Origin of the sequence: Pseudomonas sp. CHM02 (genome assembly GCF_000612585.1) — a bacterium.
GTDB lineage: Bacteria > Pseudomonadota > Gammaproteobacteria > Pseudomonadales > Pseudomonadaceae > Aquipseudomonas.
This window is the reverse complement of record NZ_JFCA01000039.1, coordinates 26267-47432: the sequence shown is the minus strand read 5'-3', so window position 1 is coordinate 47432 and position 21166 is coordinate 26267. Positions and strand designations below refer to the sequence as shown.

21 protein-coding genes and 3 pseudogenes are annotated in these 21166 nt (G+C 54.0%); 13 read left to right on the top strand and 11 right to left on the bottom strand.

The features are described from left to right. Positions 1-15 precede the first annotated feature (15 nt). On the bottom strand, positions 16-978 hold the full coding sequence (gene trxB, locus BM70_RS0122205; protein ID WP_025858049.1) for a thioredoxin-disulfide reductase: 963 nt from the start codon (positions 976-978) through the stop codon (positions 16-18). A gap of 283 nt (positions 979-1261) precedes the next feature. On the opposite strand from trxB, the gene cysZ reads away from it, so the two are divergent. Both cysZ and BM70_RS0122195 read left to right on the top strand, forming a co-directional pair. Then, on the top strand, positions 1262-2029 hold the full coding sequence (gene cysZ / locus BM70_RS0122200) for a sulfate transporter CysZ (RefSeq protein ID WP_025858048.1): 768 nt from the start codon (positions 1262-1264) through the stop codon (positions 2027-2029). Between the two features lie 54 nt (positions 2030-2083). Next, positions 2084-3286, top strand: a complete 1203-nt coding sequence (locus BM70_RS0122195; protein WP_025858047.1) for a glycosyltransferase family 1 protein — start codon at positions 2084-2086, stop codon at positions 3284-3286. Here the strand turns inward: BM70_RS0122195 and BM70_RS0122190 are convergent. The 4 genes and pseudogenes from BM70_RS0122190 to BM70_RS33160 form a co-directional block, all read right to left on the bottom strand. Further along, positions 3255-4358, bottom strand: a complete 1104-nt coding sequence (locus tag BM70_RS0122190) for an NADH:flavin oxidoreductase (RefSeq protein ID WP_025858046.1) — start codon at positions 4356-4358, stop codon at positions 3255-3257. The genes BM70_RS0122195 and BM70_RS0122190 overlap by 32 nt on opposite strands. A gap of 240 nt (positions 4359-4598) precedes the next feature. After that, positions 4599-5081: a glutathione peroxidase gene (locus BM70_RS0122185; protein WP_025858044.1), complete on the bottom strand. Its 483-nt coding sequence runs from the start codon at positions 5079-5081 to the stop codon at positions 4599-4601. A 101-nt stretch (positions 5082-5182) separates the two neighbouring features. Further along, positions 5183-5647, bottom strand: coding sequence for a CreA family protein (locus BM70_RS0122180; RefSeq protein WP_025858043.1), 465 nt, complete (start codon positions 5645-5647; stop codon positions 5183-5185). 15 nt (positions 5648-5662) lie between these two features. Next, a pseudogene (locus BM70_RS33160) lies at positions 5663-5800 on the bottom strand (glutamate 5-kinase); the annotation flags it as partial. 690 nt (positions 5801-6490) lie between these two features. Between BM70_RS33160 and BM70_RS32635 the strand changes: the two are divergent. The 6 genes from BM70_RS32635 to BM70_RS32620 all read left to right on the top strand — a co-directional run bounded on the left by BM70_RS32635 (position 6491) and on the right by BM70_RS32620 (position 12180). Continuing rightward, positions 6491-7477 carry a ThiF family adenylyltransferase gene (locus BM70_RS32635; RefSeq protein WP_177326579.1) on the top strand — a complete coding sequence of 329 codons (987 nt, stop codon included), beginning with the start codon at positions 6491-6493 and terminating at the stop codon, positions 7475-7477. Positions 7478-7492: 15 nt separating this feature from the next. Further along, positions 7493-7936 carry a hypothetical protein gene (locus BM70_RS33155; RefSeq protein ID WP_155952184.1) on the top strand — a complete coding sequence of 148 codons (444 nt, stop codon included), beginning with the start codon at positions 7493-7495 and terminating at the stop codon, positions 7934-7936. Positions 7937-7959: 23 nt separating this feature from the next. Further along, positions 7960-8253, top strand: coding sequence for a hypothetical protein (locus BM70_RS33370; RefSeq protein ID WP_177326578.1), 294 nt, complete (start codon positions 7960-7962; stop codon positions 8251-8253). Between the two features lie 64 nt (positions 8254-8317). Beyond that, positions 8318-9619 carry an FAD-dependent oxidoreductase gene (locus BM70_RS32630; protein ID WP_043274331.1) on the top strand — a complete coding sequence of 434 codons (1302 nt, stop codon included), beginning with the start codon at positions 8318-8320 and terminating at the stop codon, positions 9617-9619. A gap of 21 nt (positions 9620-9640) precedes the next feature. Then, a complete protein-coding gene (locus BM70_RS32625; RefSeq protein ID WP_081782111.1) occupies positions 9641-10429 on the top strand; it encodes a class I SAM-dependent methyltransferase in 789 nt (262 codons plus the stop codon). Then, positions 10414-12180 carry a GNAT family N-acetyltransferase gene (locus BM70_RS32620; RefSeq protein WP_081782110.1) on the top strand — a complete coding sequence of 589 codons (1767 nt, stop codon included), beginning with the start codon at positions 10414-10416 and terminating at the stop codon, positions 12178-12180. The genes BM70_RS32625 and BM70_RS32620 overlap by 16 nt, the downstream gene beginning before the upstream one ends. A 72-nt stretch (positions 12181-12252) precedes the next feature. Here the strand turns inward: BM70_RS32620 and BM70_RS0122165 are convergent, their stop codons facing one another. The 5 genes from BM70_RS0122165 to rplU form a co-directional block, all read right to left on the bottom strand. Beyond that, a complete protein-coding gene (locus BM70_RS0122165; RefSeq protein ID WP_025858041.1) occupies positions 12253-12720 on the bottom strand; it encodes a CreA family protein in 468 nt (155 codons plus the stop codon). A gap of 15 nt (positions 12721-12735) precedes the next feature. Beyond that, positions 12736-13854: a glutamate 5-kinase gene (gene proB / locus BM70_RS0122160; RefSeq protein ID WP_025858040.1), complete on the bottom strand. Its 1119-nt coding sequence runs from the start codon at positions 13852-13854 to the stop codon at positions 12736-12738. 127 nt (positions 13855-13981) lie between these two features. Beyond that, complete coding sequence (gene cgtA, locus BM70_RS0122155; protein WP_010206489.1) at positions 13982-15205, bottom strand: Obg family GTPase CgtA; 1224 nt, start codon at positions 15203-15205, stop codon at positions 13982-13984. Positions 15206-15398: 193 nt separating this feature from the next. Continuing rightward, the gene (gene rpmA, locus BM70_RS0122150; RefSeq protein WP_003176049.1) at positions 15399-15656 is read right to left on the bottom strand and encodes a 50S ribosomal protein L27; all 258 of its coding nucleotides are present in this window, start codon (positions 15654-15656) and stop codon (positions 15399-15401) included. Between the two features lie 34 nt (positions 15657-15690). Further along, positions 15691-16005 (bottom strand): 50S ribosomal protein L21, encoded by a 315-nt coding sequence (gene rplU / locus BM70_RS0122145; RefSeq protein ID WP_007950961.1) that lies wholly within the window; start codon positions 16003-16005, stop codon positions 15691-15693. Between the two features lie 239 nt (positions 16006-16244). Between rplU and BM70_RS0122140 the strand changes: the two genes are divergently transcribed. From BM70_RS0122140 to BM70_RS0122130, 3 genes and pseudogenes are all read left to right on the top strand, one after another. After that, the gene (locus BM70_RS0122140) at positions 16245-17213 is read left to right on the top strand and encodes a polyprenyl synthetase family protein (protein ID WP_025858039.1); all 969 of its coding nucleotides are present in this window, start codon (positions 16245-16247) and stop codon (positions 17211-17213) included. A gap of 217 nt (positions 17214-17430) precedes the next feature. After that, positions 17431-17640: pseudogene (locus BM70_RS0122135) on the top strand (zinc ribbon domain-containing protein YjdM); the annotation flags it as partial. A gap of 160 nt (positions 17641-17800) precedes the next feature. Beyond that, positions 17801-18058, top strand: coding sequence for a hypothetical protein (locus BM70_RS0122130; protein ID WP_024077374.1), 258 nt, complete (start codon positions 17801-17803; stop codon positions 18056-18058). Between the two features lie 137 nt (positions 18059-18195). Here BM70_RS0122130 and BM70_RS0122125 read toward each other — a convergent pair whose 3' ends face one another. Further along, positions 18196-18813, bottom strand: coding sequence for an FKBP-type peptidyl-prolyl cis-trans isomerase (locus BM70_RS0122125; protein ID WP_003176055.1), 618 nt, complete (start codon positions 18811-18813; stop codon positions 18196-18198). 251 nt (positions 18814-19064) lie between these two features. Here BM70_RS0122125 and BM70_RS33995 point away from each other — a divergent pair. Together BM70_RS33995 and BM70_RS33990 are read left to right on the top strand one after the other, a co-directional pair. Beyond that, positions 19065-20129, top strand: a pseudogene (locus tag BM70_RS33995) (methyl-accepting chemotaxis protein); the annotation flags it as partial. After that, on the top strand, positions 20121-20984 hold the full coding sequence (locus tag BM70_RS33990) for a methyl-accepting chemotaxis protein (protein ID WP_370636473.1): 864 nt from the start codon (positions 20121-20123) through the stop codon (positions 20982-20984). The pseudogene BM70_RS33995 and the gene BM70_RS33990, both read left to right, overlap by 9 nt. Positions 20985-21166: the final 182 nt, after the last annotated feature.

Below are 21166 nucleotides of genomic sequence, written 5' to 3'. Positions count from 1 at the left end.
TTCAGTTCAACGGTTTCAGAACGCAGCGTCCTTCAAACCGTCAAGGTAACGCTCTGCGTCCAATGCCGCCATGCAACCGGCGCCGGCCGAGGTGATGGCCTGGCGGTAGACGTGGTCAGCCACGTCACCGGCAGCGAAGATACCTTCGATGTTGGTGGCAGTCGCGTTGCCTTCACGGCCGCCCTGCACCACCAGGTAGCCGTCTTTGGCTTCCAGCACGCCCTCGAACAACGAGGTGTTCGGGGTGTGGCCGATGGCGATGAACACGCCGTCGACTTTCAGTTCGTCGAAGCTGCCGTCGTTGTTTTTCAGGCGAGCACCGGTCACGCCCATGTTGTCGCCCAGGACTTCATCCAGGGTGGCGTTGAGCTTGAGGATGATCTTGCCTTCGGCCACACGGGCGTGCAGCTTGTCGATCAGGATCTTCTCGGCGCGGAAGGTCTCGCGGCGGTGGACCAGGGTCACGGTGCTGGCGATGTTGGCCAGGTACAGCGCCTCTTCCACGGCAGTGTTGCCACCACCGACCACGGCAACCGGCTTGTTGCGGTAGAAGAAACCGTCGCAGGTCGCGCAGGCGGAAACGCCTTTGCCCATGAACGCTTCTTCCGATGGCAGGCCCAGGTAACGGGCGCTGGCGCCAGTGGCGATGATCAGCGCATCACAGGTGTACACGCCGCTGTCGCCGGTCAGGCTGTAAGGCTTCTTGGAGAAGTCGACCTTGTTGATGTGATCAAACACGATCTCGGTTTCGAAGCGTTCGGCGTGCTCTTTCATGCGCTCCATCAACACCGGTCCGGTCAGGCCGTGGACGTCGCCCGGCCAGTTGTCGACTTCAGTGGTGGTGGTCAACTGACCGCCCGCCTGCATGCCGGTGATCAGCAGCGGCTTGAGGTTGGCCCGGGCAGCGTAGACCGCAGCGCTGTAACCGGCAGGGCCGGAACCGAGAATAATCACTCGCGAATGACGGGTATCAGACATGACTCACTCCTATCGACCGCCCGGACTACAGGGCGGCTGGAATAAAAAAGGGACCACGAAGCACTTGGGGAAGGCTTGAACTCGCAGGCCCTGAAAAATAATGGGTGCAGCGTATCGAGGGGGGCAAGATTAAGGAAATACGGAATAACAATCCAGCTCATAGGTGGTCTCTATGCAGTCGACCCTGTTGATCGATGGGTTTGTTACTGCTGATGTCGCTGCTTTCACCCACGGTGCAAAGCCGGTAAGGTCGGCGCGTTCGTCCCCCTGCTCGGAGTTCTCCATGCCCGCCCCTGCTCTTTCCGGCCCGCAATACCTGCGTGATGGCCTCAAACTGGTGCTGAGCCCCGGCCTGCGTCTGTTTGTACTGCTGCCGTTGGCGATCAACCTGGTGCTGTTCGTCGGCTTGATCTATTTCGCCGGCCATCAGTTCAGTTTATGGGTCGACCACTTGATGCCGACGCTGCCGAACTGGCTGAGTTTCCTGAATTACCTGCTGTGGCCACTGTTTGTGGTGCTGGTGGTGCTGATGGTGTTTTTCACCTTCACCATGCTAGCCAATATTATCGCGGCGCCCTTCAACGGTTTTCTTTCAGAGAAAGTCGAGGTGGTGGTGCGAGGCACCGATGATTTCCCGGCCTTCAGTTGGGGCGAGTTGATCGCCATGGTCCCCCGCACCCTGGCGCGGGAAATGCGCAAGCTGGGCTACTTCCTGCCACGGGCCATCGGCCTGTTTATCCTGTCGTTCATTCCGGTGGTCAACCTGATCGCCGCGCCGCTGTGGCTGTTGTTTGGCGTGTGGATGATGGCGATCCAGTACATCGACTACCCGGCCGACAACCACAAACTTGGCTGGAACGAGATGCTCGCCTGGCTGCGCCAGAAACGCTGGCAGAGCATGAGCTTCGGCGGGATTGTTTACCTGGTGTTGCTGGTGCCGGTGGTCAACCTGCTGATGATGCCGGCGGCGGTGGCCGGCGCCACGTTGTTCTGGGTGCGCGAGCAAGGTGCCGAGGCGATGGCACAGCAGCAAAAAGTGACCACGTCATAAATCCATCATCCCAATGACACAATGACGACATGGCCCACAGTGACACTGTGGGTCATGACGACAGCTTCGCTTCACATCACCCTCATTACCGAAACCTTCCCGCCAGAAATCAACGGGGTGGCCAATACCCTTGGCCGCCTGTGTGAAGGTTTGCGCGCGCGCGGCCATCAAGTCGAGCTGGTGCGGCCGCGCCAGGGCATCGACCAGAGCCGCCCCAGCGATGACGCATTGCTGTTGTGTCGCGGCTGGCCGCTGCCGGGGTATCCGGGCCTGCAGTGGGGGCAGTCGTCGATGCATAAGTTATTGCGGCGTTGGACCCGCCAGCGCCCGGACGTGCTGTACATCGCCACCGAAGGGCCTTTGGGGCTATCCGCCTTACGCGCGGCGCGGCGCCTGGGGATCAGTGTGGTCAGCGGCTTTCACACCAACTTCCAGCAGTACTCGAACCAATACGGCTTGAGCCTGTTGAGCCGGATGGTCACTCACTATCTGCGCTGGTTTCATAATCGCTCCACCCTGACCCTGGTGCCCAGCGCCAGCCAGCACCTGGAGCTGGAGCGTCGGCATTTCGAGCGCCTGGGAATGTTGTCGCGCGGGGTGGACAGCCAATTGTTCCACCCAGCCAAGCGTGACAATGCCTTGCGCGAAAGCTGGGGCCTGGAAAGCGACGACATTGCAGTCCTGCACGTCGGGCGCCTGGCACAGGAGAAGAACCTCGGGCTGCTCAAACGCTGCTTCGATGCGGTGCAGGACACTTATCCCTGGCGTCGACTGAAGCTGATCATCGTCGGCGATGGTCCGCAACGCCCGCTGTTGGAGCAGGCACTGCCCGAAGCGGTGTTCTGCGGTACCCAGCGCGGTGAAGAACTGGCCCGTCATTATGCGTGCGGGGATCTGTTTCTTTTCCCAAGCCTGACCGAAACCTTCGGCAATGTGGTGCTCGAAGCCATGGCTTCCGGGCTCGGCGTGGTGGCGTACGATCAGGCAGCCGCAACCCAGCATATCCGCCATGGCTACAATGGCGTGCTTGCGATGCCGGGGGATGAGAATGCCTTTTGCGATGCCGCTATCTGGCTGCTGGAAGAGCGTGAGACGTTGCGCCGGGCTCGACTGAACGCTCGCCAACATGCCAGCCGCCAGGGCTGGCCGGCGATCATCGAGCAATTCGAACGCCAGCTACGCGGCGTGTGTGAGGACGGGCACCCGGTGCCCGTCCTTTCGCCGCTTACACCAGGCTCGTCAACGCCTCACGACTGAAAGGCAAGATATCGCCCTCGCGCCCTTCGCGAACCTTCACGGCCCAATCCGGGTCCACCAGCAGGGCACGGCCCACGGCGACCAGGTCGAACTCGTCGTTGTTCAAGCGCTCCAGCAGCTTCTCCAGGCTGGCCGGTTGCGCGACCTTGTCGGTATTGACCATGAACTGCAGGAACTCGCCATCCAGGCCCACGCTGCCCACGGTGATGGTCGGTTTGCCGGTGAGCTGGCGGGTCCAGCCGGCCAGGTTGAGGTCGGAACCTTCGAATTCAGGCTCCCAGAAACGACGCGTGGAGCAGTGGAAAATATCCACGCCGGCGTCAGACAACGGCTTGAGAAACTCGCCCAGCGCCTCGGGGGTTTGCACCAGGCGCGCGGTGTAGTCCTGCTGCTTCCACTGGGAGAACCGGAAGATGATCGGGAAATCCGGGCCTACTGCAGCGCGAGTGGCCTGGATCAGCTCGATAGCAAAGCGCGAGCGGTTGGCCAGGCTGCCGCCATATTCATCGGTACGCTGGTTGCTGCCCTCCCAGAAGAACTGGTCGACCAGATAGCCGTGGGCGCCGTGGATCTCCACGCCATCCATGCCGATGCGCTGCGCATCCTTGGCGGCTTGGGCGAAGGCGTTGATCACATCCTTGATGTCTTGCTGGGTCATGCCATGCACGACCACGTTGCCATCCTTGAGTTTTTCCATCGGGCCATAAGCCGGCACGCTGGCGTCAGGTTCAGTGCCGATACGGCGCACGCTGCCTACGTGCCACAACTGCGGGACGATCTTGCCGCCTTCGGCGTGTACCGCGTCGACCACCTTCTTCCAGCCGGCCAGGGCGGCTTCACCGTAGAAGTGCGGGACATTGGGGTAACCGTTGGAGGCCTGGTGGCCGACCACTGTGCCTTCAGTGATGATCAAGCCCACGCCGGCGGCGGCGCGGCGACGGTAGTACTCGATCACTTTGGAGTTGGGCACGCCACCCGGCGAGAACGAGCGGGTCATCGGCGCCATGACGACGCGGGTCGACAATTGCAACGCACCGAGCTGGAACGGTTTGAACAAGGCTTGGACAGGCATGGGGGCACTCCACGGAAGACGGGGTTTATGATGTGGATAATATGGGGAGTGCGACGCGCTGGGTAGCATTATTGATCTGGGTGATTAAGGGGTAAAAGCGCGAGGGCCTGTTTGCCGCTAGCCTGGAGCGGTCAGGCTTGGCAGGCCTTTGTGGTGAGCGGGCTTGCCACAACAAGTCCGTTCACCACAGCAAGTCCGCTCATAACAGACAGCCTGCTCAACACAAAAGCCTCCCGGGGTTCAGGCCAGGGCTTTTTCGATGGCCTGGACGATCGTCGGGTCGTCCGGCGCAGTGCGCGGGGAGAAGCGTGCGAGCACTCGGCCATCCTTGCCCAACAGGAATTTCTCGAAGTTCCAGGTGATATCCCCAGGGAACTCGGCGCCCTCACCCGCCAGCAAGCGGTACAGCTGATGACGATCATGACCGTTGACCTCTAGCTTGCTGCCCAGCGGGAATGTCACCCCGTAGTTCAGGCTGCAGAACTCCTGGATCTCTTCTTCTGTCCCTGGCTCCTGGCCTGCAAACTGGTTACACGGCAGGCCAAGCACGGTAAACCCCTGGTCCTTGTACTGCTGGTAGAGGTTTTCCAGCGCGGCATATTGCGGGGTCAAACCACATTTGGAGGCCACGTTGACCACCAGCACCACGTGCCCCTTGAAGGGCGCCAGCGGCAGGTCTTGTCCGTCCAAAGCTTTGAGTTTCAGGTCGTGGAAAGCACTCATGACGAACTCCAGATATCCCATGTTCTTCGCATTGCGACGCTTCGAGATTACAGCCCGCAAGCCTGCAATCATAGACGCCGATTGCAAAACTCGCCCGCGGGTTACTGAGCGGTCGGCCAGGGCAGAATCGGAATGGCCGTGACAGCATTCTGCGGGCTGCCCTCGATCAAACGATCGCTGTAGACCAGGTACACCAGGGTATTGCGCTTCTTGTCGAGGAAGCGCACCACCTGCATGGTCTTGAACACCAGCGAGGTGCGCTCCTTGAACACTTCGTCGCCGTCCTTGAGTTCGCCCTTGAAGCGGATCGGGCCCACCTGGCGACAGGCGATCGATGCTTCAGCGCGGTCTTCGGCCAGGCCCAGGCCGCCTTTCACGCCGCCGGTCTTGGCGCGCGACAGGTAGCAGGTCACGCCATCGACCTTGGGGTCGTCAAACGCTTCGACCACAATCCGGTCATTGGGGCCGACAAACTTGAACACAGTCGACACCTGACCGATTTCCTCGCCCGAGGCCAGCAACGGCATGGCCAACACCAGGCCAAGCAATCCCTTCATTAAACGCATCGTGTATTCCTTTGGTTAAACCAGGATCAGGTTATCGCGGTGCACCAGTTCCGGTTCAGCCATGTAACCCAAGAGTCCGACAATCGCATCGGAGGATTGTCCAATGATTTTCTGTGCTTCCAGGGCGCTGTAGTTGGCGAGGCCACGGGCGATTCACGACCGTCGGGCTAGGAAAAGAGGCGACGCGGCTAGATTGAACTAGCCCTCCATAGCATATTTTTCTATAAGAACAAGAAAATATAAATCGTCTAGAAATATAAACATTTGGTTAATGCAACACTTTACAGAAATAAAAAACACACACTAAAACAATGAGTTACGCAAAAAAACAAAATGATAAAACATAAGGACTACAAGCAAAAAAGATAAAAGCCACACAACAATAAGAATTAGGCTATAAAAAACGTCACAGAACTCACATCCTCGAAACAGCAAAACCGCCCAAAACATCCAAAGATATATTTAGTTACATGACGCAACTTGCCCAGACAACTAGCACAAACAAGTATGTAAAACGCAAATTCAGCAAAACCCCACACCACACACAGAGTTCTTTGAAAATGAAAAAGCAAATACCTTATGGCATAACAGCAATACTTCTGGGCTTCTCCACCATCTCTGACGCAGCACCAAGCATGAAGTCAAGTCATCCGGAACAAGCAATAGAAAGTACGTCATTAAACAGGGCCAACTCAGTACCCCTAACGTCAACGCTGGAGGATCACTTCATAGACGAATACAAAAGGCTAAACGCATCTTGCAACTAACAAAGCTAACGCGCGCGGAGAGCTAATGAATTCAACGCAGACGCTCTCCGCTTGCTATCAAAACGAAGGAACGTATATGGACAATTGCACCCAAATTAAAAATCTTATTTTTCACGACGCGGAGGGCAACAGAATTGGATTAATTGCCCCTTCAACTTTCTACTGCATATATGGTGGTTGCACATATATAAATGGCCCAAAGAAAGTAATTAAGTTACACGAACAAACCATTGAAGCTTTAACCGAAGGATTACGACAATCAGGATCGTTGATAGAGGGTGATCATAAAGACATTGAAAAATTATCATCATTGCTCGCAAACCCTATTAGCAGCCGGACCGCTAGCTTTTTCATGTGTGCAAATCAAAATGGCAAAAAAATAATTGACGACTTTAAGTCCATAGAAAATTCAAACCTCTTAATCGTAGGATGCGGAGGCATAGGCAGCACGGCGGCTTTGCTGTTAGCTGGCTGCGGAGTCAAAAACATAACATTAGTGGACTCCGACATTATAGAAAAAAGCAATTTAAACCGGCAGTTATTCTGGAAACTTGAAGATATAAAAAAACCCAAAGTAGAAGTATTAAAAAAAGCCATTGAGGAACGATTTGAAGACACAAGCATCACGACCCTACAGACTCACTTAGACCTCAACGGACTAAGACAACTTGTTGGAAAAAAGAAATTTAGCGTCGTTTTAGTTACTGCTGATGACCCACCAACAATGTCGGCTCAGTGCGCAGACCTAGTAAAACACTCTGAAACACCATTCGTGAGTGGTGGATATCTACACGGACAATGTGCTGTTAATTTTTTCCCTGTATCTCTTCACGAAGAACTCCGTGAAATCCACCCAAATGCAAGTAAGTGGAAAAAGCTTAATCCGTCAATAATGCCCAGCTTCGGGCCCACCAATATGAACATTGCATCGTTATTAGCGTCCGGGGCAATTTCTTTTATAGCAAACCACTCACTCCCACTAAAACATCATACATCAATTCAATGGAATGCAAGCATTGCACCCAGCTCATTCAGAACATTCACTGATGAAAAACAACACTAACTAAGAGAAAACATCATGAATATTATAAAATCAATACATATGGCGCTAGGTTTACTGATAGCTACCAGTGTAAATTTATCAAATGCAAACGACCTCGTAACTGATACTTCAACCTCACATGTACTAACAATTGTATTCACCCCTCCTAAAGGTATGGAGCGCGAGTTTTTTGAAAACTTTGTGCAAAACCAATCGAAATACATGCGTATTTACTCGGGAAAGCAAAAACAAAATACTCAAGTGATAAATATTGCACCAACAACCCTAGGAGAACCGCTTATACATCTAATAATCTATAATAACAAAGCTTCATTTGATAATGCGAAAGACATATTTCGCAGCACCGAAGTTTTTGCGAACTACATGCAAAAGCACTCTTCCCGATTCGGAAACTACGAAATATCAAAACCGTACCTAGAGAACTCAAACGTTTATTTTGGAGAGGTGATAAAAAACTAAAATATGCGAACAGTAGGTCCAACATGAAACTTACCAAAACCGCTTTCTATAGCCTAATGCTATGTAGCTTAGCCAACTCATCAGTTGCCGACAGCATTGTAAATAACCTAACGATTATAAATAGCTGCATAAACTGTCATGGTATAACAGGAAGCAACTCAAACGAAATACCACAGTTCCATCAAAAAAACGAGGAGCAATTAACACAAATACTGATGGCCTATAAAAGCAAAAATACAAAAGGGACCATGATGAATAGAGTCATGGAGCAATATAGCCAACAGGACATAAAGGCTATAGCTATTATTTTTAGCTAGGCGAACCGCTGAGTATGATTCAGCGTTTACTCTTGCGCTTCCACAAACTCGGAGTTACTCCACTATGACTAAATCACGCAGAGACGCTATAAAATTAATTCTGGCTAGTCTTGGCTACGCCCTTAATACTTCGGGCGCCGCAACAGAAAAAGCTCAGATTACAGCCTCAAAAAAAATAGTCATCATTGGGGGTGGGTTTGCTGGAGCCACACTTGCGAACACTCTACACGCGCTAGATAACACATTCCATATAACTTTAATCGAACCAAACAAATACTATCATTCATGCCCACTCAGCGCCGAGTACTTAGTAGGTAAGCGCACTAAAGAATCGCTAACATTTAGCTACAGAAACCTGTCTAACCTAAAATCAATTCATGTTATTCACGATACTGCCACGCATATTGACTATGAAAAGAAAACAATACTAACGAAACGTTCTGGCAGTCACAGCTATGACCGATGCGTTGTAGGTATTGGCGTAGGCTACAAGTTTGACTCAATTGAAGGTTATAGCCCTGAAGTTTCCGAACAACTCCCACACGCATGGTCAGGTGGAGAGCAACAAGCGATCTTAAAAAAACAACTTATGTCGTTACGAGACGGCGGAACGGTATTGATTTCCGCACCTTCAGGCGACTACAAATGCCCGCCAGGACCATACGAAAGAGCAAGTCTAATAGCGGAATTTCTAAAAAGAAACAGGCGCCGATCAAAAATAATTATATTGGATGGAAAAAGTGATTTTCCTAAGCAAGAGCTTTTTGAAAAAGCATGGAGGGAGTTGTATGGCTATGGAACATCTAACAGTATTATTGAGTGGATCAGTTCGGAAAAGGGTGGCATTGTCTCAGCCGTCAATCCAAGAAACAGAGATATTCTAACTTCCGCTGGAACTATTAGAGCGGACATATTGAATATCATCCCCCCTCAAAAAGCCGGCACATTTGCACATTTCAACGACCTAACCGGACCTCATGGCTGGTGTCCAATCGACACGAAGACTTTTGAGTCATCGATTAAACCTTACGTCCACGTAATTGGTGACGCCGCCTACGCTGAAATGCTTCCTAAATCTGCATTCACAGCATGCGTTGAAGCGCGAGTCTGCGCAGTAGCTATTTACTGCCTATTCAACAATCATCCTATTCCATGCCCTCAATTCATGAATGTTTGTTATAGCTTATGCGCGGAGAACTACGGAATATCTGTATTCTTACGTTATGAAAGAAACACAAAAACAAACATACTTGATATAAAAAACCTAGTAAAGCCCCCCCTGAACTCTACAAAAGAAGACTATCGAAAAGAATCCCAATTTGGCTATAGCATGTTCAATACTATGACAGCAGAAGCATTTTGGTAACTTCACTCAGGAATTCAATATATGCTATTAGACCTTTCATCCATAAGCAAAGTTAGCTACCCCGACTTTATTGCTTTAATGAATCAAGATAACACTCCACCTGGCGGAATAGAAACTTTAAATTATTGGATAACAAAAGGAAAAATCCATCGGAAATCTACAATTCTAGATTTAGCTTGCTCTACAGGGTTTAGCTCAAGATATTGCTTTCAGCAGACAGGAGCAAAATCTATTGGCATTGACATCTCTCTTGACTCTATCAACGTGGCCAATAATAAAGCTAGGGAAATGGGGGCAGCAGCATGCGTGACGTTTCTAAATATGGACGCTTGCAAATTATCTTTCAAAGATGAAAAGTTTACTCACGTATTAGCAGGGTGTAACTTCGCATTCATCCAAGACCGTTCAATAGCTCTTGACGAGTCTCTTAGAACACTGTCTAAAAATGGGGCAATTTGCGTTTCAAACTTTTATTATAGGACCCCACCGCCAAATGAAATACTGGAGGAAGTCCGTCATTCCATTGGATTTAAACCAAGTCATAACTGGACCTACGAATATTGGCTAAACTTTTTCCAGTCTAAAGGCTTAAAGCTTTCTCATGAACATAATTATAATCTAGCCTCCATCCCTGAAACCGTACTCCACAGATCCATAGAACAATATATACACAAGGAAAACACTTTTACATCCACTTTAATTCCAGAGTTCAAGAATGAATTTTTTCAAAAATTTTATAGCATAAAAAAGGCCCTTAACTCTCAGCGAAATTACCAAGGAGTGTCAGTACAGATATGGCACAAGCCCTAGCCCCTACACGCGTGAGAAACGCTATATCTCGGATAGCTCAAGATCACTCTTTAGATGATGCCTTTGTAGTCATTGATATGGTTGAGGTTCTGGAAAGAGCTATTTCTTTCAAGTCATGTGCAGAAAAGCACTTTAAAAATATTGAAATTGCATACTCATATAAAACTAACAACCTATCCTCTCTTTGTAATGCATTAAGCCAAAAAGGCTTTTCCGCCGAGGTTGTGTCGTTGGATGAGATGCATTGCGCGATAGCTGACGGATATCTTTTGGATAAGATACTTTTTGATGGACCTTACAAAAAATATTCGGAGTTGGAGTTTGCAATATCGCACAATGTAAGGATACAAGTTGACAACATATTTGAACTAGAAAACATATATTACATATGCAAAAAGTCAAATAAAACAGCACAAATCTCGCTGAGGCTTTCGCACCACTACCGCTTTGCCCAGTCTAGATTTGGATTAAACAAGCAGGAGTTACAGATAGCCCTAAGTAACAAAAAATACACTGACAATAATCATATAAACCTCAAAGGCTTTCATCTTCACTCTGGCTCTAACCTTAAAGATACAGCTAGTATTGAAAATACTCTTACCGAATATGCAGACATTATTCTTCGATATATGCCTGAAGATGGATGGCTTGACCTAGGCAGTGGGTTTCCTGCAGATTCATTTTCTTCAGACCCACACCAACCTACACCTACTGTAGATTCATTTATGAGAAATCTTAAAACTGAGCTTAGTAGGCTATTCAAAAGCGCGTATGAAAATTGGAAAATTATATTTGAACCTGGACGGTGCCTGGTAGAAGACTGTGGATATTTCGCAACGAAAATAGTCAGTTCAAAAAAAAGACTTGATACAACCATCCTGCAAAGCAACATCGGCATAAATTGGGTTCCATCAGTACACAACTGGGCTCACTCCATTGAACCAATCACACCCAATACGACTTTACCACCAAACAAGCAAGTCATTAGCGGCATCAATTGTTTCGAATCAGACTACATTTGTTTCGACTTCAACAAAGCGAAAATCGATATAGGTGACTACCTTCTTGTTCGCGGCTGCGGCGCTTATGACTTACAAACATCAAATATTTGGACCCGAGGCGGGGTCAGAGTTTACTCGATATTCTCCCACGGCTGCGTACTGTCCAGAACCCACCAAAAAAGTGAAAGTCTGCGAACTCGCGACGTACCGACTTTAAACACAAAAATTGTGATTTCTCAGTCTTTACATTTGCTTGAGGCAAATCAAATATATTACAAAGAGCTACATAATTTAATCATAGAAAACAAATTCTATCTAAGCGAGTTTCTTGACTGGCCTAAGTTCATAAATACCGAGACGGACACCCTAGAGTTTTTAGCCAACGCAGCAATACAGCATAAAAGGTCATCCTCAAAAACGTTTATCATTTCCTATAACAACCAATGCACAGGTGTAATCTCTTTCAATACCATAGATAGGCATAATCAAACAGCAGAGATTGGATACTGGATCTCACAGAACAATGAAAAAAAAGGAATAGTTTCCTCTGCACTAAAACACCTAATAGAAATGTATTCAAAAGACAATTACATAATGCGATTCGTAATTAAATGCTCAACCGCCAACATCAAAAGTAACCGCGTCGCGAAGAGGAACGGATTTAAACTTGAGGGGAAATTATTTAAAGCAGAAAAAGTCAACGAAATCTTTTATGACCAGCACATTTACTCGAAAACGATGCATCCCTGACATCGTTAACCCAAATATTCTCTATGAGCTTATAAAGCTACTGCTAAGAAGCACGCAGCCTTAACTTATCCATTAGTCACGTTCGGTAGGCCAGGGCAGAATCGGAATGGCCGTGACAGCATTCTGCGGGCTGCCTTCGATCAAACGATCGCTGTAGACCAGGTACACCAGGGTGTTGCGCTTCTTGTCGAGGAAGCGCACCACCTGCATGGTCTTGAACACCAGCGAGGTGCGTTCCTTGAACACTTCGTCGCCATCCTTGAGCTCGCCCTTGAAGCGGATCGGGCCCACCTGGCGACAGGCGATCGAGGCTTCAGCGCGGTCTTCGGCCAGGCCCAGGCCGCCTTTCACGCCGCCGGTCTTGGCGCGCGACAGGTAGCAGGTCACGCCATCGACCTTGGGGTCGTCAAACGCTTCGACCACAATCCGGTCGTTGGGGCCGACAAACTTGAACACCGTCGACACCTGGCCGATTTCCTCAGCCGAGGCCAGCAGCGGCATGGCCAACACCAGGCCAAGCAATCCCTTCATTAAACGCATCGTGTATTCCTTTGGTTAAACCAGGATCAGGTTATCGCGGTGCACCAGTTCCGGTTCAGCCATGTAACCCAAGAGTCCGACAATCGCATCCGACGGTTGTCCAATAATTTTCTGTGCTTCAAGGGCGCTGTAGTTGGCCAGGCCACGGGCGATCTCACGACCGTCCGGCGCCACGCACACCACCATCTCGCCACGGCGGAAACTGCCCTGCACTAGCTTGACGCCCACCGGCAGCAGGCTCTTGTTGCCTTGGGACAACGCCGATACAGCACCATCGTCCAGCACCAGCGTGCCACGGGTTTGCAGATGACCGGCCAGCCACTGTTTGCGCGCCGCGAGCATGCCGCGTTCCGGCGACAGCAACGTGCCGATGCGTTCACCGGCCTTGAGGCGGTCCAGCACGCGCTCCAGGCGCCCGCCAACGATGATGGTGTGCGCGCCGGAGCGTGCGGCCAGGCGTGCTGCGCGCAGTTTGGTCTGCATGCCGCCACGGCCCAGGGCACCGCCAACGCTGCCGGCCACGGCGTCCAGCGCCGGGTCATCGGCGCGCGCCTCGTAAATAAGCTGGGCATCGGGGTTGTTGCGCGGGTCGGCGTCGAACATGCCGTCGCGGTCGGTGAGGATCACCAACAGGTCGGCTTCCACCAGGTTGGCAACCAGGGCGGCCAGGGTGTCGTTGTCGCCGAAGCGGATTTCGTCGGTGACCACGGTGTCGTTCTCGTTGATCACCGGGATGACCTTGAGCTCTACCAGGGCGCGCAAGGTGCTGCGGGCGTTGAGGTAGCGCTTGCGGTCGGACAGGTCGTCGTGGGTCAGCAGGATCTGCGCGGTGTGGCGACCGTGCTCGGCAAAGCTGGATTCCCAGGCTTGCACCAGGCCCATCTGGCCGATGGCGGCGGCGGCTTGCAGCTCGTGCATCGCGCTGGGTCGCGCGGTCCAGCCGAGGCGGCTCATCCCGGCGGCAACCGCTCCGGACGACACCAGCACCAACTCCACACCGGCCTCATGCAAGGCCACCATCTGCTCGACCCAGACGCCCATGGCTGCACGATCCAGCCCCTTGCCATCCGCCGTCAGCAACGCACTGCCGATCTTTACGACCCAGCGCTGCGCACCTGTCACTTTGCTCCGCATCATCTTCAACCTTAGATTGAGGGCTGCGCGACCCAGCGCCGCCCATAACGTTATTCGTGACCACTTTAAAGACTACAGATACCAAAACGCCGCTCGAGTGAGCGGCGCTTAAGTTTACTGCAACGAATCAGTCGCGCACGTAAATGATTTCCGGACCGTCTTCATCATCCACGTCTTCTTCGTCCCAATCATCGTCGCCGATGTCATGGACCGACTTCACGCCGCTGCGGCGCAGGGCACGCTGGTCATCCAGGGCTTGCAGCTGGGCACGGGCTTCATCTTCGATGCGCTGGTCGAGTTCGGCCAGTTCAGCCTTGAACACCGGATCGGCGGCCAGACGGTCGGCACGGTCTTCGAGGTAGCGCATGATGTCGCGGGTCAGGCGCTCGGTGCCCTCTTTGGCGATGGCCGAGATCACGTAGACCGGACCTTCCCACTCCAGGCGGTCGACGATTTCCTTGACGCGCTCTTCGTGCTCTTCTTCGAGGATCTGGTCGCACTTGTTCAGCACCAGCCAGCGATCACGCTCGGCCAGGGAAGGGCTGAACTTGGTCAACTCGCTGACGATCACTTCGGCGGCGTCTGGTGCACTGGTGTCATCCAGCGGTGCCATATCCACGAGGTGCAGCAGCAGACGGGTCCGCGACAAGTGCTTGAGGAAACGAATCCCCAGGCCGGCGCCATCGGAAGCGCCTTCGATCAAGCCGGGAATGTCGGCGATCACGAAGCTTTTCCAACGGTCGACGCTGACCACGCCCAGGTTTGGCACCAGGGTGGTGAACGGGTAGTCGGCGACTTTCGGCTTGGCGGCCGACACCGAGCGGATGAAGGTACTTTTGCCGGCGTTTGGCAGGCCCAGCAGGCCCACATCGGCGAGTACTTTCATTTCCAGCTTGAGGTCACGCTGCTCGCCCGGCTTGCCTGGCGTGGTCTGGCGTGGCGCACGGTTGGTACTGGACTTGAATCGGGTGTTACCCAGACCGTGCCAGCCACCCTGCACGACCATCAGCTTCTGGCCGGCCTTGGTCAGGTCGCCGATCACTTCCTGGGTCGCGGAGTCGATGATCGTGGTGCCGACCGGTACACGCAGTACCAGGTCTTCGCCCTTCTTGCCGGTGCAATCGGTGCTGCCGCCGTTGGAGCCACGCTCGGCATCGAAGTGCCGGGTGTAACGGTAGTCGACGAGGGTGTTGAGGTTTTCGTCGGCCATCATGTAGATGGAACCGCCGTCACCGCCGTCACCGCCGTTCGGGCCACCGTTTTCGATGAATTTTTCGCGACGGAAACTCATGCAACCGTTACCGCCGTCGCCTGCTTTTACTCGGATGGAAACTTCATCAACGAACTTCATAACAAAACGCCTCTCGTCGCATGGACGAGCTTAAGAAACCAAGACATAAGACTCTTGCAAAAATGAGCGCAGCGACCTCAATCAGCGACCGCAAATCCAGCGCTGGAGCCCATCACAAACAGCTTTGCAAGAGACTCACTCCACAAACGAAAAAGCCCCGTCGCAAGACAGGGCTTTTCCAGCGATCTCGCAATTAAGCTGCGACAACGCTCACGTAACGGCGGTTGAACGCGCCTTTTACTTCAAACTTGATCACGCCTTCGATTTTCGCGAAGAGGGTGTGATCTTTACCCATGCCAACACCGTAACCGGCGTGGAATTGGGTGCCGCGCTGACGCACGATGATGTTGCCCGGAATGATTTTCTGGCCGCCATACATCTTCACGCCAAGGCGTTTGGCTTCTGAGTCGCGACCGTTACGGGTACTACCACCAGCTTTTTTGTGTGCCATGAGTCAATTCTCCTAGTGAGGAATTAGGCTGAAATTAAGCCTGAATACCGGTGATTTTGATCTCGGTGTACCACTGGCGGTGGCCCATACGCTTCATGTGGTGCTTACGACGACGGAACTTGATGATGCGGACTTTATCGTGACGACCTTGGGAGATCACTTCAGCCACAACGGTAGCGCCAGCAACAACTGGAGCGCCGATGTTCACGTCATCGCCATTGGCGACCAACAGAACGCGATCAAAAGTAACGGATTCGCCGGTAGCGACTTCCAGTTTTTCGATCTTCAGGTATTCACCTGGGGCGACTTTGTATTGCTTGCCACCAGTAACAATTACTGCGTACGACATGGTATTTCTCCGATAATCCTGCTCACCCAGCGCTTTATAAGAAGAGGTATTGGCTGGCATGGCTGCATGGGATGGACGTCCCGAATGCAATTGCGTAAGGCAGGTGCTGCCCAGGAAGTTCAGGGTGCGCGATTGTACGCAAGGCAACGGGGGGTTGCAAGAGGCCGTCTATCGCGCCTTGACACTACGGGGCCTGGGTCCTAGCATGCCGCGCAACCCTTCTGGAGCGACTGTCGCTGATGCAACCCCAAGCTTTCTACCGCGCGGTCGCGGACGATTTTAGCGCCGTCGACGGCATCATCAAGAAGCAGCTGACTTCTAAAGTGCCGCTGGTCTCCAAAATTGGCGACTATATTACGTCGGCGGGCGGTAAACGCCTGCGTCCTTTATTAGTGTTGCTGTGCGGCAAGGCCCTGGGTCGCGAAGGCGATGACCTGCGCCTGCTGGCGGCCACGATCGAATTCCTGCACACCGCCACCCTGCTGCATGACGACGTGGTCGACATGTCCGGCATGCGCCGTGGCCGCGAGACTGCCAATGCCATGTGGGGCAACGCCCCTAGCGTGCTGGTGGGCGACTTCCTGTACTCGCGCTCGTTCGAAATGATGGTCGAGCTCGGCTCGATGCCGGTGATGAAGATTCTTTCACAGGCCACGCGCATCATCGCCGAAGGCGAAGTGTTGCAACTGTCGAAGGTCCGCGACGCCAGCACCACCGAAGAAACCTATATGGAAGTGATTCGCGGCAAAACCGCGATGCTCTTCGAAGCTTCGACCCACAGCGCCGCAGCGCTATGCGGTGCGACGGTCGAACAAGCCGAAGCCCTGCGCACCTTTGGTGACCACCTGGGCGTAGCGTTCCAACTGGTCGACGACCTGCTGGACTACAAAGGCGACGCCGAAACCCTGGGCAAGAACGTCGGCGACGACCTGGCCGAGGGCAAGCCAACCTTGCCGCTGATCTATACCATGCGCGAAGGCACGCCAGAACAGGCCGCCCTGGTGCGCAAGGCGATCCAGAAAGGCGGGATCGAAGACCTGGAGGCCATCCGTGCCGCTGTCGAGGCCTCGGGCTCCCTGGAGTACACCGCGCAACTGGCACGCGACTACGTGGCCCGTGCGATCAAGTGCCTGGAAGCCCTCCCGGCCAGCGAATACCGGGACGCCCTGGTTGAGCTGAGTGAGTTTGCGGTCGCCCGCACTCACTAAAGACTCTTGGCGGAATGGGCTTGTGTGGGAGCGGGCTTGCTCGCGAAGGCGGCATATCAGTGAGAAGTTTCTAGCTGACCCTCCGCATTCGCGAGCAAGCCCCCACATTTGGACCTCATTACCACCCACTGCCCCGCTCTCGCTGCAAAACCCTATATAATGTGCGCCCTTTAGCCATCCTGACTCTCAAGGAGCCTTAGTGAGCACGTTGCCACCCGTGAAGAAAGATTCTGTGGGCAACGTCCTGCAGGACGGCGACACCATCACCGTGATCAAGGACCTCAAGGTCAAGGGCACTTCTCTGGTCGTCAAGGTCGGCACCAAGGTCAAGAACATCCGCCTGTGCGACGGCGACCACGATATCGATTGCAAGATCGACGGTATCGGCCCGATGAAGCTCAAGTCCGAGTTCGTGCGCAAAGTCTGAACCTGCTACCTCCATCCCGCGCCCGCCGCGGGATGGCGTTTCGCCCTCCTCGTTGATCGAACGCAATATCCACACAGAAAAACCAGAAACCGCCAATAGGCACTTGCTATTCTACGAATAAGAATTATTCTCATTGAAACTCATCAAGGAGATGCGACCCATGACTTATTTGATAGATGCCTGGCTGGACCGCCCACACCCTTACCTGCGGATCCTGCATCGGGAAACCGGCGAAGTCTGTGCGGTACTGGAAGAAGAAGCGCTGAACGAACTGCAGGACCAGGGTGACCTGGACGTCAACGGGCTGAGCTCGAGTGAACCTGGAGTGCTGAAGGAAGTAGTGCGTAATCTGTTTCTGTTCTGCTATGCCCGAGCGTTGCGCCCGACGACGGAACTGAATGGCAAGTTCCATCCATGAAACGACCCGCAAAACCTGAATGCACCGGGCTCATGTGGGAGCCGGGCTTGCCCGCGATGCAGACTACTCGGTCTAAAGTCTCACCGAGTTGATGCTATCGCTGGCAAGCCAGCGCCTACAGGGGATCTAAACAGACCTTACAGAACGTCGAGCAGCTCGACGTCGAACACCAGAACGCTGTGCGGCGGGATGCTGCCAACGCCTTGAGCGCCGTAAGCCAGTTCGCTCGGCACGTACAGACGCCATTTGCTGCCGGCATTCATCAGTTGCAGGGCTTCGGTCCAGCCAGCGATCACGCCGCCAACCGGGAATTCTGCAGGCTGGCCGCGCTCGTAGGAGCTGTCGAACACAGTGCCGTCGATCAGGGTGCCGTGGTAGTGGGTACGCACCTGGTCTTCACGGGTCGGCTTGGCGCCATCACCTGCGGTCAACACTTCGAACTGCAGGCCGGAAGCCAAGGTGGTGATGCCATCACGCTTGGCGTTTTCAGCCAGGAACGCCAGGCCAGCGCCAGCCGCTGCTTCAGCCTTGGCAGCTGCTTCGGCTTGCATGATTTCGCGGATCACCTTGAAGCTGGCAGCCATTTGCTCCTGGTCAACGCGGCTTGGCTTGCCGGCGAACGCGTCGGTCAGGCCAGCCAGGATCGCGTCCAGGCTTACGCCTGGTGGTGGGTTGTCGCGCAGTTGGTCGCCCAACTGACGGCCGATACCGTAGCTGACGCGGGTTTCGTCGGTGGACAGATTAACTTCGGACATGAAGAGGCTCCGCTGTAGGACAACACTGGTTTCCCCGTGCTACCCAAAACTAAAAGGGCGAGCAGACTAGCACACAAGACCCGCCCATGATCAGCCCCCTCCCTGGCCAGCCCCTGCCGTAGCGACCCTTTGTCATCCCGGACAAAATAGCATTTCAGATTCACCTCCTGCCGCCGATACAGCCCTACACAGCAGCTGGCTCCAAAATCAATAACCGTCCAGCACACCCCATCATTCCTGCGGAGCATTCGATGAATAGCTGGTTCGGCAACATCAGCGTCAACCTCAAACTGGGCCTGGGCTTCGGCCTGGTGCTTGTCCTCACGTCGATCCTGGCACTCACCGGCTGGACCAGCCTGGGCGGCCTGATCGACCGCAGTAACTGGATGAGCGATATCACCCAGCTCAACGCGTCGTTGACCAAACTGCGCATCGTGCGCCTGCAATACATGCTCGCCAACGGCGACGAAGCCGTGGCCCAGAACGTACAGACCAACCTGGATGCCTTCGCCGCCCAGCAACAGAAACTGCTGGACAGCTTCAAGAGCCCGGAAAACCTCAAGCTGCTCAACGAGCAGAAAGCCGTCATTACCGCTTATCAACAGTCCCTGAACAAAATGCGTGAGGCCTACCGTAACGGTAATGCCTCTCGCCAGGTGATGGGCGACAAGGCCGATATCGCCAACGCACAGATCGACGCGCTGGAAACCAGCGTGAAACAAATGCCTGACAGTTCAGAGCACTTTACCCAGTTCCAGGCCGTGGCCGACGCCAAGATACAATTCCAGCTGGCGCGCTACGAAGTACGCGGCTACACCGGCAACGTCAACCCGGACACCGAAGCCCGCGCCGCCGCACAGATTGAAAAAACCATCGCCGGGCTGAAAGACCTCAGCGCCGCTTTCGGCGCCAACCAGCAAAGCGCGTTGACCGCACTGGAAACAGCCCTGGGTGCCTATCGCAGCGCCGTACAGAACTACAAGGCGGCCAACGCCAACATCGTCGCCGCCCGTGCCGAGATGACCACACAGGGTACTGATATCGTCACAATCAGCGACAAGCTGTACGAGATCCAGCTCAATCGCCGCGACGCCGAAAGCGCCCAAGCGCGCAGCCTGCAGTTGATCAGCACGTTGTTGGCCCTGTTGGTTGGTGTCATCGCCGCACTGGTCATCACCCGCCAGATCACTCGCCCGATCCAGGAAACCCTGGCCGTGGTGGAGCGCATTGCCTCCGGTGACTTGAGCCACACTATCCAGGTCACACGCCGAGATGAACTGGGCGTGCTGCAACAAGGCATCCAGCGCATGGGCACCACCCTGCGCGAGTTGATCAGCGGCATCCGCGACGGCGTGACCCAGATCGCCAGCGCCGCCGAAGAGTTGTCGGCAGTGACCGAGCAGACCAGCGCCGGCGTCAACAGCCAGAAGATCGAGACCGATCAGGTTGCCACGGCGATGCACGAAATGACCGCCACCGTGCAGGAAGTCGCGCGCAACGCAGAACAGGCTTCCCTGGCCGCTGCCGACGCCGACGGCCAAGCCCGCGCAGGCGACAAAGTGGTGGCTGAGGCCATCGCCCAGATCGAACGCCTGGCCGCTGAAGTGGCGCGTTCCACCGACGCCATGACCCACCTGCAGCAAGAGAGCAACAAGATCGGCAGCGTGATGGACGTGATCAAGGCCGTCGCCGAACAGACCAACCTGCTGGCCCTCAACGCGGCGATCGAAGCCGCGCGGGCTGGTGAAGCCGGGCGTGGGTTTGCCGTGGTCGCCGACGAAGTGCGCGGCCTGGCCCAGCGTACGCAAAAATCCACCGAGGAAATCGAAGGCCTGGTAGCCGGGTTGCAGAACGGTACCCAGCAAGTGGCGAACGTGATGAACAACAGCCGCAGCCTCACCGACAGCAGTGTCGAGCTGACCCGCAAGGCTGGCGTGTCGCTGGAGAACATCACCCGTACGGTGTCGAACATCCAGTCGATGAACCAGCAGATCGCCGCCGCCGCTGAACAGCAAAGCGCCGTGGCTGAAGAGATCAGCCGCAGCATTGTGAATGTGCGGGATGTGTCGGAGCAGACCGCTACGGCGAGTGACGAGACGGCCAAGTCGAGTGTGGAGCTGGCGCGGTTGGGTAGCCAGTTGCAGCAGATGGTCAGTCATTTCCGGGTGTAAGAAACCAAAAAGCCGCCTCGGCCTAAACCGGGGCGGCTTCACTTCTCAGACCTTAGCGGTCATCGAAGCTGTCCCGCAGTAACTTCCAGACGTGATAAGCACGCAGGCAGTTCACTACGAGGTTCCACGTACGTCATGCAAACGTGGACATACTCGGCCCTCCGTGAGTGGGGCCTTACCTC